This is a genomic window from Streptosporangium jomthongense (genome assembly GCF_042650425.1).
Taxonomy (GTDB): Bacteria; Actinomycetota; Actinomycetes; order Streptosporangiales; family Streptosporangiaceae; genus Streptosporangium.
Window position 1 is genome coordinate 82,899 of sequence record NZ_JBHSBC010000045.1, and the last position, 15,409, is coordinate 98,307.

14 protein-coding genes are annotated in these 15,409 nt (G+C 70.8%); 5 read left to right on the plus strand and 9 right to left on the minus strand.

The annotated features are described in order from the left end of the window. Positions 1-19: 19 nt before the first annotated feature. From ACFOYY_RS34760 to ACFOYY_RS34785, 6 genes are all read right to left on the minus strand, one after another. Positions 20-151 (minus strand): SapB/AmfS family lanthipeptide, encoded by a 132-nt coding sequence (locus tag ACFOYY_RS34760; RefSeq protein WP_366280410.1) that lies wholly within the window; start codon positions 149-151, stop codon positions 20-22. A 65-nt stretch (positions 152-216) separates the two neighbouring features. Then, a complete protein-coding gene (locus ACFOYY_RS34765) occupies positions 217-348 on the minus strand; it encodes a SapB/AmfS family lanthipeptide (RefSeq protein WP_366280410.1) in 132 nt (43 codons plus the stop codon). Between the two features lie 40 nt (positions 349-388). Continuing rightward, positions 389-520: a SapB/AmfS family lanthipeptide gene (locus ACFOYY_RS34770; protein WP_352011529.1), complete on the minus strand. Its 132-nt coding sequence runs from the start codon at positions 518-520 to the stop codon at positions 389-391. Between the two features lie 56 nt (positions 521-576). Then, positions 577-3,171: a class III lanthionine synthetase LanKC gene (lanKC, locus tag ACFOYY_RS34775; protein ID WP_386195399.1), complete on the minus strand. Its 2,595-nt coding sequence runs from the start codon at positions 3,169-3,171 to the stop codon at positions 577-579. 151 nt (positions 3,172-3,322) lie between these two features. Next, a complete protein-coding gene (locus ACFOYY_RS34780; RefSeq protein WP_352011531.1) occupies positions 3,323-4,081 on the minus strand; it encodes a sensor histidine kinase in 759 nt (252 codons plus the stop codon). 151 nt (positions 4,082-4,232) lie between these two features. After that, the gene (locus tag ACFOYY_RS34785) at positions 4,233-4,949 is read right to left on the minus strand and encodes a M50 family metallopeptidase (RefSeq protein ID WP_352011532.1); all 717 of its coding nucleotides are present in this window, start codon (positions 4,947-4,949) and stop codon (positions 4,233-4,235) included. A gap of 279 nt (positions 4,950-5,228) precedes the next feature. Between ACFOYY_RS34785 and ACFOYY_RS34790 the strand changes: the two genes are divergently transcribed. Both ACFOYY_RS34790 and ACFOYY_RS34795 read left to right on the plus strand, forming a co-directional pair. Next, on the plus strand, positions 5,229-5,705 hold the full coding sequence (locus tag ACFOYY_RS34790; RefSeq protein WP_352011533.1) for a nuclear transport factor 2 family protein: 477 nt from the start codon (positions 5,229-5,231) through the stop codon (positions 5,703-5,705). Between the two features lie 19 nt (positions 5,706-5,724). After that, on the plus strand, positions 5,725-6,864 hold the full coding sequence (locus tag ACFOYY_RS34795) for a magnesium and cobalt transport protein CorA (protein WP_362775690.1): 1,140 nt from the start codon (positions 5,725-5,727) through the stop codon (positions 6,862-6,864). Between the two features lie 188 nt (positions 6,865-7,052). Here ACFOYY_RS34795 and ACFOYY_RS34800 read toward each other — a convergent pair whose 3' ends face one another. The 3 genes from ACFOYY_RS34800 to ACFOYY_RS34810 form a co-directional block, all read right to left on the minus strand. Continuing rightward, entirely contained in the window at positions 7,053-7,529 is a 477-nt protein-coding gene (locus tag ACFOYY_RS34800; protein WP_386195402.1) for a hypothetical protein, read from the minus strand. A gap of 114 nt (positions 7,530-7,643) precedes the next feature. Beyond that, on the minus strand, positions 7,644-9,854 hold the full coding sequence (locus ACFOYY_RS34805) for a thiamine pyrophosphate-dependent enzyme (RefSeq protein WP_362775694.1): 2,211 nt from the start codon (positions 9,852-9,854) through the stop codon (positions 7,644-7,646). 286 nt (positions 9,855-10,140) lie between these two features. Further along, positions 10,141-10,749, minus strand: coding sequence for an SACE_7040 family transcriptional regulator (locus ACFOYY_RS34810; protein WP_352011537.1), 609 nt, complete (start codon positions 10,747-10,749; stop codon positions 10,141-10,143). A 100-nt stretch (positions 10,750-10,849) separates the two neighbouring features. Here ACFOYY_RS34810 and ACFOYY_RS34815 point away from each other — a divergent pair, with 100 nt between their 5' ends. The 3 genes from ACFOYY_RS34815 to ACFOYY_RS34825 are packed head-to-tail and all read left to right on the plus strand — an operon-like array spanning position 10,850 to position 15,409. Beyond that, positions 10,850-12,418 (plus strand): carboxyl transferase domain-containing protein, encoded by a 1,569-nt coding sequence (locus ACFOYY_RS34815; protein ID WP_352011538.1) that lies wholly within the window; start codon positions 10,850-10,852, stop codon positions 12,416-12,418. A 7-nt stretch (positions 12,419-12,425) separates the two neighbouring features. Beyond that, positions 12,426-14,465, plus strand: a complete 2,040-nt coding sequence (locus ACFOYY_RS34820) for an acetyl/propionyl/methylcrotonyl-CoA carboxylase subunit alpha (protein WP_386195405.1) — start codon at positions 12,426-12,428, stop codon at positions 14,463-14,465. Further along, entirely contained in the window at positions 14,462-15,409 is a 948-nt protein-coding gene (locus tag ACFOYY_RS34825) for a hydroxymethylglutaryl-CoA lyase (RefSeq protein WP_352011540.1), read from the plus strand. The genes ACFOYY_RS34820 and ACFOYY_RS34825 overlap by 4 nt, the downstream gene beginning before the upstream one ends.

A 15,409-nucleotide genomic window follows, 5' to 3' on the forward strand; every position in this document is an offset into this window, starting at 1 on the left:
GTCCCGGGCATCCGCTTGACTAGTGGCAGAGCAGCAGGCTGAGGTTGCTCGGCGTGTGGGACTCGCAGCCCAGGACGGTCAGCGTGCTGCCGCCGCCGCCACCGTGGCCGCCGCCGGGGGTCTCCAGGGTCTGCAGGTCGAGAAGAACCATGGTGTAACTCCACTTCTGGGGGAAAAGCGCTTACCAGGGGATACGCGAAGAACCTCGGGGGAGGCTCAGTGGCAGAGCAGCAGGCTGAGGTTGCTGGGGGTGTGGGACTCGCAGCCGAGAACGGTCAGCGTGCTGCCGCCGCCGCCACCGTGGCCGCCGCCGGGGGTCTCCAGGGTCTGCAGGTCGAGAAGAACCATGGTGTGACTCCACTTCTGGTGAGCTGGAAGGGTGAGGGGGTCAGTGGCAGAGCAACAGGCTGAGGTTGCTCGGGGTGTGGGACTCGCAGCCCAGGACGGTCAGCGTGCTGCCGCCGCCGCCGCCGTGGCCGCCCCCGGGGGCTTCCAGGCTCTGCAGGTCGAGAAGTACCATGTGATCTACACCTCCTTCGATCTTGGTGTTCGTGGGAGTCGAGGTCGCTCGGCGGTTCACGCAGTCGTTGCCTTGGTCAGGGAGCCTGCGCCGCCGGGCGGCCCGGTAAAGGGGAGGAACACCGGCTCGTCGCGCAGCACGGTGCTCATCGCGAAGAGGACTCCGGCCGTGCCGGTCGCGAAGTCCATGGAGAGCCGCATCAGCTGGTCACCGGGGAAGGCCAGGCCGCCCGCGTACGGCAGGGCGTGCCAGCCGAGCCCGCTCAGCTGCGCGGACACGAGGTCGTTCAGGGCCGTTGAGCCTCCGGTCCTGGCCCGTCCGGCGCCCAGGGCCACGATCATGCCGGCGCGGCCGGTGAACAGGCCCGGCTGGACGTAGAAGCCGGCCCCGGTGACACGCTCGCAGCCGTCGAGGGCGGTCCTGAGGTCCGCGTCGTCGCGGTGGGCCAGATAGCGGCCCAGCGCCAGGGCGATCCCCACCGACCCCTCGTCGAGATAGGGCAGGACGCGCCAGCCCTGGGTGACCTGGAGGGAACCGTCCTCGCTTGTGGTGCACCGCCGCAGGTCCTGGCGGAGCGCGACGGCCGCGCCGTCGAGCATCGAGGGGTCGCCGCCACGCTCGTAGGCGTGGGTGAGGAGCAGGGCCGGGCCGCTTGAGCCGTACATCAGTCCCGCGCGGGGGTTGCTCCCGCCGCTGATCTCGGGCACGTCGCCGGGGCCGCCGAGCCGGTCGGCGCAGACACGGGCGATCCGGTGGGCCAGCTCGGTCAGGCCCGTCTCACCGGTCGTCTCGCCCAGGTGGAAGAGGGTGAGCCCGATGCCGGACAGGCCGCCGAACAGGCCCAGGTCCAGGGCCTCCCACTTCTCCCGCATGCACCGTTCGACGATGTCGAGCGCGTCCTGGCGGTGTCCGAGCAGGTCGAGCACGTACGCCACCCCGTGCAGGCCGTCGTAGAAACCGAGGCCGGTGCCCGGTTCGGGGTCGAGCGCCCCGCGCCGCAGCCACTCCTCATACTCGGGGAAACGGCCGCAACCCGCCCGTTCCAGGGCGTAGAGCACGCCGGCCGCGCCGTGGGCGACGCCGAGACCGCCGCCGGGACGGAACTGGGCGATGTCGCCGGGGAAGAGACGGTCCTTCCGCCCGGGGGTCGCGCTGGCCAGGATGGCCCTGGCCAGTGACTCCCTGACCTCCGGCCAGCCGTCGCTCTCCGGCCGGGGGATTCGGGTGGGGGTCGTCTCCGTCGCGCCGAGGATGGTCGTGACGGCCTCCTCGACCACCTCGGGCGGCACCGGGAAGGTCCGGGTGACCAGCTCGCCCAGGTGCAGGACCTTGGCCCGGTCGAGCGGGAGCATGATGGTCAGCTGCGGCGCGAACAGCCCGAGGCACAGACAGGCCAGGGCGTATTCGTCGATCTCGACGCCGTTGCGGTCGCGCGGCGCCCCGAAGGCCGGGTGGCCGAGACTGGCGCGGGCGTTGTCCTCGGCGAGCGTCGCCACCTCGTAGTCGATCAGGACGAGGCGTCCCTCCTCGGTGAGGAGGATGTTGTTCGGGTGCAGGTCGCCGAAGACGACGCCGCGCTCGTGCAGCGCCCGGACCGCCTGCCTGACCTTGGGAAGCATCTCCAGCGCCCAGGCGGTGTAGCCGGCGACGGCCTCCTCGTCGCGGACCGCCCTGGTCAGGGGGTAGCGCTTCACCAGGTGCCGCTGCAGGGGGTTGCCGTCGACGAACTCCTGCACCAGGAAGTGGTGCTCGCCCAGCGTGAAGTAGTCGAGCAGTTCGGGCACCGCGTCGAGACCGGCCAGCCTGCGCAGCATGTCACGTTCGTGTGCCAGTCGTGCGACCGCGTCCCGTCCCGCGGCGTCGAGCCCGGCGTGCGGGCGCCCCTCCTTCAGCACGACCCGTCGCCCGGTGCCCCGGTCCCGTCCCAGGTAGACGCCCCCGCCGTTGGAGAACTGCAGCACACTCTCGATCTCGTACGGCAGGCCGCCGGTGGTGACCGCGTTGCGGGCGGCGAGGTGGGATTCGAGGAAGGCGGGCAGCCGTACCCAGGAGGGCAGACTGAAGGCGGGGCCGCGGACGTCGGGCACGAGACGCCCCGCGTCGTCCTCGACGGCCAGCACCAGCTCGCCGTTGTCGGCCACGCAGTGCCTGGGCACGAAACCCCCGTAGCGCACGAACAGCGGGCCGTCGCCATAGCGCAGGTCGCTGAGCACGTAGGGGCCCCTGACGCCGCGCAGCAGCTCGTCGAGCTCCTTCAGGACCAGTTCGAGCTGGGCCTCGTCGACGGGATAGATCGTCACGAGCTTGCCGCTCGACCCGCGGGCGGCGGCCTTGGAGTTCAGCATGGCCATGATCGGCAGGCTGCGCAGGAACTTGAACGCCACACCCCGGGGCACGCAGTAGTCCCACACGACCTCAAGGGCACGCTCGGCGTCCTCGACGCACGCCGAGACGTGGATCTTCCACCCCTGGGCGGGCGTCCTGCCGTCGGCGGGCGCGTAGTGCATCCAGGTGTCGCCGGCCTGGTGCCTCCAGCCCGGCGGCACCTCCCGGGTCGCCTGGGGGAAGTCGGTGTGCTCTCCCCGGGAACCGTCGAGGGTGTCGTAAAAGATCCGGTCAGCGAGACAGTAAACCTCATACTGGGCATTCACGGCATTCTCCCTGCTGTCTTCCAGAAGGAAGAATTCCGGATAACCAGAGAAATGACTAGTTACAAACTCCATGGGTCGCATATGTAAAATTCACAGGTTTAATCGCGAGATTGGGTGCTACCTGGGCATTTAGGGTATAAGTGAAAATTATTCAGAAAAACTTTTCCGGTACCTCGGCGACGAGCCGGAACCAGCCGTCCTCACCGGCCGTCGCCCGCAACGTGCCGCCGATCCCGGTGACCCGGTGCCGCAGGTTGCCCAGCCCGTTCCCCCCGGTCTCCTCCCCACCCGGCCACTCCCCAGGTGGTGTCCCGTCCGGCGCCCCGCGCGGTGCACTGCGCGGCGCTTCGTAGGGTGCCCCGTCGTTGGCCACGCTCAGCCGCAGCAGGCCGTCCCGTCCGGTCAGCTCGATCACACATCTGCCCGGGTCGCTGTGCCTGAGCATGTTCGTGACCGCCTCGCGGACCACGGTCCCCAGCACCGCGCTGACGTCCTCCGGCAGTCCCGGCCGTCCGAGGCTGACCGAGCAGTCGATCCCGAAGCCCGTCAGCAGGGCCTGAGCCCGGGTGCTCTCCCCCCGCAGCGACAGCCGCCGGCTCCCCCGGGAGACGTGACGTACGGCGTGTGCGGCGCGCCGTACCGCCTGGAGAGTCTCGGCCAGTTCCTCGCGCAGCCGTTCGTCGTCCGCCGCGTGCCGGTAGGCCAGCTCACTCTTGATCGAGGCCAGCCAGAGCCAGTGCCCGGCGAGGTCGTGGATGTCGCGGGCCAGCTCCTCCCGGGCATGCCGTACGGCTCTGTCCCGCTCGGCGCGCAACCGTCCGACCCTGAGCGCCAGGGCGATCGTGACGCCCAGCGAGACCAGCAGGGCCCCCACCGCGACCGCCGTGACGGCGTACAGCTGGTGCGGCATCAACGACCCTTGTGCGGCAGGTGCATATACGGCAATAAAGGCAAAAACCGTTTAACTGTCAATGAATGAGAACGTCATTCGGCGGGGAACGGCGTGAAACGGCGACGCGGGCCGTGCCCTTTTCCCCGCCTTCACCGGCGGGACGTGAGGGTCAGCGCGACGGCCAGGCAGGCAGCGGGCTCAGCAGCCAGGCGCCGAAGGCCAGGCAGACGATCGCGACCAGCAGGAAGAGGAAGATCCAGAACCCGGCGGGCAGGACGGTCAGCCGGGCGAGCTGGTCGGCGTCGGAGTCGGGAGTACGGCTGTGGCGGCGCTTGCGGCGCAGCTCCAGGATCGGCCTGACCCCGCCGAACAGCAGGAACCACACGGCGAGCTGGGCCAGGACGGCGTCGACGGCGGGCGGGGAGTACCACGTCAGGGCGAAGATCGCCCCACCGGTCGCCAGCAGGCTCACCACGCCGAAGAGGTTGCGGATCAGCAGCAGCATGCACAGCAGCAGGCCCAGCACGATCGTGATCAGCGCCGTCACGTGCCCCGCGGAGACCAGCCACGCCCCGCCGAGCCCGAGCAGGGAGGGGGCGACGTATCCGGCGGCGGCGGTCAGGATCATCCCCGGCCCCGTCGGCCTGCCCCGGGTCAGGGTCACGCCCGAGGTGTCGGAGTGCAACCGGATGCCCTGCAGCTTGCGCCGGGTCAGCAGCGCCATCAGCGCGTGCCCGCCCTCGTGCGCGATCGTGACCAGGCCACGGGACAGCTGCCACGAGGTGGGCCAGGTCACCACGGCCAGGGCCACCAGCGCGGACAGCAGCACGGCCCATCCGGGCGGCTCCGTCTGGACCCTGGTCAGGGCCCTCCAGACCTCCGACAACGACCATCTCTCCTTAGAATCTTCCGAACCCTTCGAGTTCCCTGACTCCCTCAGGCCTTTCGCGGTGCCGGAGCAAAGCGTCCCACGACATCCGGTGTGCTGGCGATAAAGCCGTGACAGGACGGTCCCGGCCGGTTCGCCCGCCGTACTCCCGGGTGTCCCTCGGCGGTCACCTTCACCCCCGAACCTGGGGTTCCCAATCTCACTTTCAGGGCTGTCACCAGGCCCGGTCCCCGCCTAAACTCGGTCAGCGGAACATCCGTGATCGGGGGAAATCACGTGAACGATCAGAATGCCGGGCTCATCAAGAGCTTCTACGCGGCCTTCGCCCGCGCAGACCTCGACTCCATGGAACGGTGCTACCACCCGGAGGTCACCTTCGGCGACCCCGTCTTCCTGGAGCTCGAAGGCAGGAGCAGGGTGATGGGCATGTGGCGGATGCTGCTGAGCGGTGAGGGCGGCGTCGCCGTGTCCGTCAGGGACGTCACCGCCAGGCGTTACGACGGCGCGGCGCACTGGACCGCCCGCTACGTCTTCGGCAGGACCGGCAGGCCGGTGATCAACGAGATCGACGCCCTGTTCAGGTTCGAGGACGGCCTGATCGTCCGGCACCACGACGAGTTCGACTTCAGGCGCTGGTCCAGGATGGCGCTGGGCAAGCCGACCGGCCTGCCGTTCGGCTGGACATCGGTGTTCCGGGACACGATCCGGGGCAGGGCGATGCGGTCACTGGAGGACTTCATGAGGGCCGGATGAGCCGGATGAGGAGACAGGCGTGGCCGATCGGCAGATGCGCAGCATACTGAGCCTGGTACGCGGGCGTTCCGGAGGAGAGCGTGACTCTCCCGAGCGTTCCATGGACCCCCGGGCGGACGATCAGCTGCCCCCGCCTCGCTCACACGTCATCGACAGCGCGATCTACGTGAACGGTCTCAGGGACGTGACCCCCGAGTCCCTGCCCGAGGCCTTCGAGTTCCTGAAGAGGACGCCGGGCAGCATGGCCTGGATCGGCTTCTACCGGCCGGAGGACTCGGTCATCGTCAACGTGGCCGAGGAGTTCGACCTGCACGAACTGGCCGTCGAGGACGCCATCGTCGCCCACCAGCGGCCCAAGGCCGACCGCTACGGCGACACGCTGTTCGTGGTGCTGCGCCCCGCGAGATACCTCGACGAGGCCGAGGAGGTCGACTTCGGCGAACTGCACGTCTTCGTCGGCCAGAACTTCGTGATCACCGTACGGCACAGCGAGACCCCGGACCTGTCCCAGGTCCGCAGGAGGATGGAGAGCGACCCCGAACTGCTCGCCAAGGGGCCGCAGGCGGTGTTCTACGCCATCCTGGACGCGGTCGTCGACGGCTACGCGCCGGTGGTCGCTGGGCTGCAGAACGACATCGACGAGATCGAGGTCGAGGTCTTCAGCAACAAGCCGGGCGTCTCCCGCCGCATCTACGAGCTGTCCCGCGAGGTGATCGAGTTCCAGCGCGCCACCCAGCCGCTGCTCGGGATGGTCGAGGGACTCATCGCCGGGGCGCCCAAGTACGGGATGGACGAGGAGGTGCAACGGCACCTGCGCGACGTCGCCGACCACGCGATCACCGTGGCCGAGCGGGTCAGCGGCTTCCGGCAGATGCTCCACGACATCCTCGTGGTCAACTCGACCATGGTGGCCCAGGCCCAGAACGAGCACATGACCAACCTCACCGAGGTCAGCAACGCCCAGAACGAGGAGGTCAAGAAGATCTCCGCCTGGGCCGCGATCCTCTTCGCCCCGACCCTCGTCGGCACCATCTACGGCATGAACTTCGAGGTCATGCCGGAGATCCACTGGTGGTTCGGCTACCCGTTCGCGGTGCTCCTGATGGCGGCCGTCTGCGTGACCCTCTACATCGTCTTCAAACGCCGTGACTGGTTGTGACCGAACCGGCCGTCCGCGTTCTCCGTGTTTTCCGCCCGCTGTGAAACGCCTTTCCCGTACGGCGCCGCCGCCGGGCGGACGGTGTTCTCACCGGGCCGGGTAAATGAATTTGTCGACGTTTCTGTGAAGCCCGGGGACACGACGGGGCCCCGGCGCACGGCCGGGGCCACAGGGGATTGCGGGGCCGCTCAGCCGAGCTTGGCCAGGATCAGGTCGAGCTTGTCGTCCATGGAGTCCATCCGTTTCTCCATGGCGTCCATCCGGCCGCCCAGGCCTCTCACCTCGGCCTCAAGGCTGTCCACCTTGGTCTCCAGGGCGGTCATCCTGCTCTCCAGGCCATCCACCTTGGCGTCCAGCCGGTCGACCTTGGTCTCCAGTTGGCCGACCTTGGTCTCCAGGCCGCCCACCCGGACGCCCAGGTTCCTGACCTCGGTCTCCAGGCCGTCCGCCCGCGCGGTGAGCGCGACCAGGTCGTCCCCGGTGGCCATCCTGTTCATGATCTCTTCGAGCACGGGGGAGGTGTACGTCATGATCTCCTCCCGGATGATCACGGGCAGGTTGCCCAGCGTCCCCTTGATGTCGGCGAGATCCGAGCCCGTCCTGAAGGCCCAGGATTCGAGCGCCGCCACTCGCCGGCAGGTGCTCGTCGTCGCCACGTCGGTCATGCTATCTCCTGATCGGGGGGAGCCTCCGTCGAACGGCGGGCCGGGCGACGGAGTCGTCACAGTGCGTGGCCAATTGAACACCGTCGACGACGGGGCGGGGGCGGTTTCGCGAGGTCAGCCCAGCAGTTTGCGGGCGGCGTCCTCGATCTCGGCCTCGGAGAGCAGCACGTGCCTGGCCGCCTCCCCCAGCGGGACGAAGCTGTCGGAGGAGGTCACCCGGGCGATCCGGCCGGTGAACCCGGCGTCGAGCAGCTCGGCCACCACGCTCTCCGAGACGCCGCCCGAGCGACGGGTCTCGTCGGCGACCAGCACCCGGCCGGTCAGCTCCGCCGCGCGCAGCAGGTCCTCGACCGGCAGCGGGGACAGCCAGCGCAGGTCGAGGACGCGGCAGCCGTACCCCTCGGCGGTGAGCCTGACCGCGGCGCGCAGGCTCATGCGCAGGCCGTTGCCGAAGGTCACGATGGTCAGGTCGCGGCCGTCGCCGTAGCTGCGGGCCCTGCCGATCGGGACGTGCGTCTCGGCCCAGCGCGAGGGCGGCACATACGGCGAGAGCCAGCCGTTGTCGCCCTCCTCGAACAGGTCACGGGTGTTGTACAGGGCGATCGGCTCAAGGAAGACGCACACACTGCCGTCGGTCCTGGCGGCGGCCACGCAGGTGCGCAGCATGGAGGCGGCGTCGTCGGGCCTGGCGGGGGAGGCGACCACGAGACCGGGGATGTCGCGGAGGGCGGCCACGGAGTTGTCGTTGTGGAAGTGACCGCCGAAGCCCTTCTGGTAGGCGTAGGCGGCCACCCGCACGACCATCGGATTGCGGAAGGCGCCCTGGGAGAAGAACGACAGCGTCGCCGCCTCACCCCTGATCTGGTCGAGCGCGTTGTGCAGGTAGGCGAGGTACTGGATCTCGGGCACCGGCAGCAGGCCGGAGACGCCGGAGCCGAGCGCGAGGCCGAGCACGGCCTGCTCGTCGAGGAGGGTGTCGAAGACCCGCCCGGCGCCGAAGCGCTTCTGCAGCCCCCGGGTGACCCCGTAGACGCCGCCCTTGCGGGCCACGTCCTCACCGAAGACCAGCACGTCGGGGTGGGCGGCGAGCTGGTCGGCCAGAGCCCGGTTGATCGCCTGGGAGAGGGTGAGCGGGCCCTCCTGCTCGGGCAGCCTGCCCGCGAAGGCCTTCTCCCTGGAACCGGAGGAGACCGCGCTGGCCGGGGCGACGGTGCGCGGGGTCCGGGGCGCCAGCGGCTCCATGACGTCGGCGGCCGAGGTCAGACGCGGGCGGCGCGAACTCTCCAGGGCCATCTTGAGCAGATGCTCACGCGTCGTCTCGTAGTGCAGCAGCAGTTCATCCGGCGTGGCCAGGCCCGCCTCGACGAGCAGCCTGGCCGTGGCGACGAGAGGGTCGCGCTCCAGGTCGGCGTTGATCTCCCGCTTCGTCCGGTAGGACAGCTCGACGTCCGAGCCCGCGTGCCCCATCAGCCGGACGGTCCGGACGTGCAGCAGGGCGGGGGAGCGGCGCTCGCGGACGTGCCGGGCGGCGGCGAGGGCCACGTCGTGGACGTCGGCCAGGTCGCAGCCGTCGGCGGCGAAGTAGGTCAGCCGAGGATGGCGTGCCGCCTCGACCCAGCCCTGCGGTGTCCGCACGCTGATGCCCAGGCCGTTGTCCTCGCAGACGAGCAGCAGGGGCAGCGCCACCCCCTGGTAGGAGACGTAGCCCGCGGTGTTGAGGGCCGACAGCGCGCTGGCGTGGTTGACCGACGCGTCGCCGAAGCTGCACACCGTGATCGCGTCGTCCGGCCAGGCCGAGCGCAGGCCGAGCGCCCTGGCGCGTTCGACGGCGAAGGCGACCCCGACCGCGCGCGGCATGTGACTGGCGACCGTCGAGGTCTGCGGGATCACCGCCAGGTCGGGGTGACCGAAGACCTTGTGGCGGCCGCCCGCGATGGGCTCCTCCGCCGAGGCGGTCAGGCCGAGCAGCACGTCGCGCAACCCCTGCTCGGGCAGCCGTCCGGCCATCGCGGACCTGGTCAGGTAGAAGGCCCCAGAACGGTAGTGCAGGAGCGCGGGGTCGGTGACGCGCAGCGCGGCGGCGACCGCGGCGTTGCCCTCGTGCCCCGAGGAACCGATGGTGTAGAAGCCCTCCCCCTGGGCGCGCAGCCAGCGGGCGGCCACGTCCAGGAGCCTGCTGCCGAGCTGGAACTCGAACAACTCCCGGCAACGGGCCCCGGTCAGGCTCGTGCCCTCACGCACGGGAAGGCCGGGATCACGCGGGGCCCCCGGGGACAGGGCGGCCACCGCCTCGGTGAAATTGGTCTCAACTGCGTCGCGCGCCACAGCCCGATTATGTCCCCATCGGAGAGTGCCGCACCGGCACCTTGAGGTCTTTGGCGTCACGCCCCGCCCGTTTTGCGGCGTCGTGCCTGATGGGAGGTGTCGTCGGTGAAAACTCACACCATCTGCCGGATTTATCAACTAATAGACCGACTTGTGTGTCTATTTGACCTAATGATGCTTAGATTTCGGCTGGGCGTATCAATGGAAGAGTGAGGGGCCGAAAGAAGACGCATTCCTTCCCGGACGTCCGGGACGTACGGCCCCGTTCGCCCACTGTTAACGAACGCTAACTTTCGTCGTCGTTCAGCGTGGCGAGGGCCGTACGGGCCATGCCGAGCAGCAGGCGCGCCATCGCCTCCCCTGGCAGCTCGCCCGCGCTGTGCGGGGTCGAGTTGAGCAGGCCGAAGACGGCGTGCGTCGCGGCGCGCAGGCGGGCGGGCGGGCACGCGGGGTGCAGCTCGCTCAGCACCGTGACCCACTCCTCGACGTAGAGGCGCTGGAGCCTGCGGATCTGGCGCCGGGCGGGCTCGGGGACGTTGCCCAGCTCGCGGTCGTGCACGGTGATCAGCGAAGGATGGCTGAGGGCGAACTCGATCTGGCCGCTGAGCAGGGCGTCCAGCGCGGCCTCCGGGCCGGGGGCGGTCGTCACCCGGTCCGCGGCCGAGGCGTGCAGGCGCTCGCTCACGTCGAGCAGCATCTCGGCGAGCAGCGCCTCCTTGCCGCTGAAGTGCCGGTAGAGGGCGGGGCCGGAGACGCCGACCGCGCCGCCGATGTCCTCGATGGAGACACCGTGGAAGCCCCGCGCCGCGAACAGCTGGGCCGCGGCGTCCAGGATCTCCACGCGTCGCGTCCCTCGGTTGCGGGCAGGGGTCCGAGCGGTTGTCACATCTCGCATGGTAGACGCTGACGTTAATGGTGACTAACATCGGCGGTGACGTTAGCGACCGTTAACCCGCGACGACGGAGTCGGGGACGGCCCGGACAAGGGGGCTCGCATGAGTGGCTGGCCGGTGCTGCGAAGCGCCTGCGATCCTGGCGGTGAGGGGTTCAAGGGCAACGCGGAGACCAACGAGCGGCTCGTCGCCGACCTGGCCGAGCGCGTCGCCGCCGCGGGGGAGGGCGGTCCTGAGCGCTCACGCGCCAGGCACGTCGCCCGGGGCAAGCTGCTGCCCCGCGACCGCGTCGGCACCCTGCTCGACCCGGGCTCGCGCTTCCTTGAGCTCTCCCAGCTCGCCGCGACCGGAATGTACGGTGACGAGGCCCCCGCGGCCGGGATCATCACCGGCGTCGGCCGGGTCTCCGGGCGCGAGTGCGTGGTCGTCGCCAACGACGCCACCGTCAAGGGCGGCACCTACTACCCCGTGACGGTCAAGAAGCACCTGCGGGCCCAGGAGGTCGCCCTCCACAACAACCTGCCGTGCCTGTACCTCGTCGACTCGGGAGGCGCGTTCCTCCCCAAACAGGACGAGGTCTTCCCCGACCGGGAGCACTTCGGCCGCATCTTCTACAACCAGGCGACCATGTCGGCGCGCGGCATCCCGCAGATCGCCGCGGTCCTCGGCTCCTGCACGGCAGGCGGCGCCTACGTCCCGGCGATGAGCGACGAGGCGGTGATCGTCCGCAACCAGGGCACGATCTTCCTGGGCGGCCCGCCGCTGGTCAAGGCCGCCACGGGGGAGGAGGTCACCGCGGAGGAACTCGGCGGCGGCGACCTGCACGCCAGGGTCAGCGGCGTCACCGACCACCTGGCCGAGGACGACGCGCACGCGCTGCGGATCGTCCGCGACATCGTGGCCACCCTGGGCCCACGGTCCCCCGCCCCCTGGGAGCGCGTCCCCGTCGAGGAACCCGCGCACGACCCCCGCGACCTGTACGGCATCGTCCCGGCCGACACCCGCACGCCGTACGACGTGCGGGAGATCATCGCCCGCGTCGTGGACGGCAGCCGCTTCCTGGAGTTCAAGGCCGAGTACGGCTCCACGCTCGTCACCGGTTTCGCCCACATCCACGGCCACCCCGTCGGCATCGTCGCCAACAACGGCATCCTGTTCGCCGAGTCCGCGCTCAAGGGCGCCCACTTCATCGAGCTGTGCGACCGCAGGGGCGTCCCGCTGGTCTTCCTGCAGAACATCAGCGGCTTCATGGTCGGCAGGGCCTACGAGGCGGGCGGCATCGCCAAGCACGGCGCGAAGATGGTCACCGCCGTCGCCTGCGCCAGGGTGCCGAAGTTCACCGTGGTCGTCGGAGGCTCCTTCGGGGCGGGCAACTACGCGATGGCGGGCCGCGCCTACTCGCCCAGGTTCCTGTGGATGTGGCCGAACGCCCGCATCTCGGTCATGGGCGGTGAGCAGGCCGCCAACGTGCTCTCCACGGTCGGCGGCGCCGACCCCGAGGCCATCCGCAGGCAGTACGAGGAGCAGGGCAACCCCTACTACTCGACCGCCCGCCTGTGGGACGACGGCGTCATCGACCCCCTCGACACCAGAACGGTCCTCGGCCTGGCCCTGTCGGCCGCGGCCAACGCCCCCCTCGACCCCGTCGGCTACGGCGTCTTCCGGATGTGATCACCTCATGACACCTGTGACCCAGGCACCCGCCCCGCGCGGCATGTTCGGCACCGTCCTGGTCGCCAACCGCGGTGAGATCGCCCTGCGCGTCATCCGCACCCTCTCCAGGCTCGGCGTCCGCTCCGTCGCGGTCTTCAGCGACGCCGACGCCGACGCCCGTCACGTCAGGGAGGCCGACGTCGCGGTACGGCTCGCCGGCGGCTACCTCGACATCGACGGGATCCTGGCCGCCGCGGCGGCCACCGGAGCCCAGGCCGTGCACCCCGGATACGGCTTCCTGGCCGAGAACCCCGCCTTCGCCCGCGAGTGCGCGCGGGCGGGCCTGGTGTTCGTCGGGCCGCCGCCGGAGGCCATCGAGGCCATGGGCGACAAGATCCGCGCCAAGGCGACCGTCTCCGCGGCGGGCGTGCCCGTCGTGCCCGGCGGCGCAGAACCGGACGACGACCTCGCCGAGGCCGCGGGCCGCGTCGGCTTCCCGGCGCTGATCAAGCCCTCGGCGGGCGGCGGCGGCAAAGGCATGGTGCTGGTGCGCTCGGCCGCCGAACTGCCCGAGGCCCTGGAGTCGGCCCGCCGTACGGCCGCGGCCGCGTTCGGCGACGCGACCCTGCTGATCGAACGGTTCGTCGAGGGGCCGCGGCACATCGAGATCCAGGTGATGGCCGACGCCCACGGCAACGTCGTCCACCTGGGCGAGCGCGAGTGCAGCCTCCAGCGCCGCCACCAGAAGATCATCGAGGAGGCGCCCTCCCCGCTGCTCGACGAGGAGTCCAGGGCGCGGATGGGCGCGGCGGCCGTCGAGGCGGCCAGGGCCGTCGGCTACACCGGCGCCGGGACGGTCGAGTTCATCGTGCAGGGCACGACCGGCGACTACTACTTCATGGAGATGAACACCAGGCTCCAGGTCGAGCACCCCGTCACCGAGCTGGTCACCGGCCTCGACCTGGTCGAACTGCAGCTCAGGGTGGCGGCGGGCGAGCCCCTGCCGCTCACCCAGGACCAGGTACGGCTGCGCGGCCACGCCGTCGAGGCCCGCGTCTACGCGGAGGACCCCGCCAGGGGCTTCCTGCCGACCGGAGGCCGGGTGCTGGCGCTGCGCGAGCCCGAGGGAGTCGTCGAGGGGGTCAGGGTCGACTCGGGCCTGGCCGAGGGCGGGGTCGTCGGCAGCGGCTACGACCCGATGCTGTCGAAGATCGTCGCCTGGGGACCGGACAGGGACAGCGCGCTGCGGCGCCTCGACGGGGCGCTCGCCGCCACCGCGGTGCTCGGTGTGCCGACCAACGTCGCGTTCCTGCGGGCGCTGGTCACCCACCCCGAGGTTGTCGCCGGAGACCTCGACACCGGCCTGGTCGAACGCAACCTGGACGACCTCCTGCCCGAGGAGGGCCTGCCCGAGGACGTGCCGGTCGCCGCGGCGCTGCTGCTGCACCACGGGCGGACGCCCGCCGTACCGGCGGTCGCCGACCCCTGGGAGGTGCCGGACGGCTGGCGTCTCGGCGGAGCCGCCTGGACCGTCTGGCGGCTGGAGAACCGGGGCGAGGTCGTCGAGGTCGGGGTGCGCGGGCTGCCCGCGCGCGGCGCCGAGGTCCGGCTGCCCGGCGGGAGGACCGCGCGGGCGAGCCTCGCCCTGAACGGGGGCGACCTGCTGGTCACGCTGGACGGGGTCGGCAGGCGCTACGGCTGGGCCCAGGGGGCCGAGGACACGCTCTGGCTGGGGCGTGACGGGGACGCCTGGGCGCTGACCCGCCACCACCTGGGCGACCCGGGAGACCGGGCGGGAGCCGGCTCGGGAGGCGACGGAGTCGTCCGCAGCCCCATGCCGGGAACGGTACTGCTGGTCAAGGCCGTGGTCGGGGAGCGGGTCGAGCGGGACCAGCCGCTGCTCGTCGTCGAGGCCATGAAGATGGAGCACACCGTGACCGCCCCGGCCGCGGGGACGGTCACGGAGCTGCGGGTCAGGGCCGGGCAGGCGGTCGACATGGACGCCGTGCTCGCGGTCGTCGACGTCGCGGAGGTTTCCGGCGAGGGCGGGGAGGACCGGGCATGATGCGTGAGCCGTACAGGATCGAGGCACGGGGGCTGCCCGAGCGGGTCACCGTCTACGAGGTCGGCCCGCGCGACGGGCTGCAGAACGAGGCGGTCACGGTCCCGGTCGAGGTCAAGGCGGAGTTCGTCGCCAGGCTCGCCGCCGCGGGCCACCGGGTGATCGAGACGACCAGCTTCGTGCACCCGAAGTGGGTTCCCCAGCTCGCCGACGCCGCCGAACTGCTGGAACGGGTGGAACGGGTGCCCGGTGTGCGCTACCCGGTGCTCGTGCCCAACGAGCGGGGGCTCGACCGGGCGCTCGAACACGGCGTCGAGGAGATCGCGATCTTCGCCAGCGCCACCGAGACGTTCGCGAACAGGAACCTGAACCGGACGCTTGAGTCGCAGTTCGAGATGTTCGAGCCGGTGGTCGCGCGGGCGCTCGGCAACGGCCTGCGCGTCAGGGCGTACGTCTCGATGTGCTTCGGCGATCCGTGGGAGGGGCCGACCCCCGTGGCCCAGGTGGTCTCCGTCGGGCGCAGGCTCCTGGACCTCGGCTGCTACGAGCTCTCGCTGGGCGACACCGTGGGGGTGGGCACCCCCGGGCACGTGGCCGCCCTCATCGGGGCCCTGGCCGGGGACCTCGGCGGTCCGGAGCGGCTCGCGGTGCACTTCCACGACACCTACGGCCAGGCCCTGGCCAACACCCTCACCGCCCTGCGCGAGGGCGTGACCGTGGTCGACGCCTCGACCGGCGGCATCGGGGGCTGCCCGTACGCCGAGAGCGCGACCGGCAACCTCGCGACCGAGGACCTGGTGTGGATGCTGCACGGTCTCGGCGTGGAGACCGGGCTCGACCTGCCCTCGCTGGTGCAGACCAGCACCTGGCTGGCTGAGCGGCTCGGCCGCCCCAGCCCCTCCCGGGTCGTACAGGCCCTGGGAACGGCCCCGGACGTCAAGGAGTGA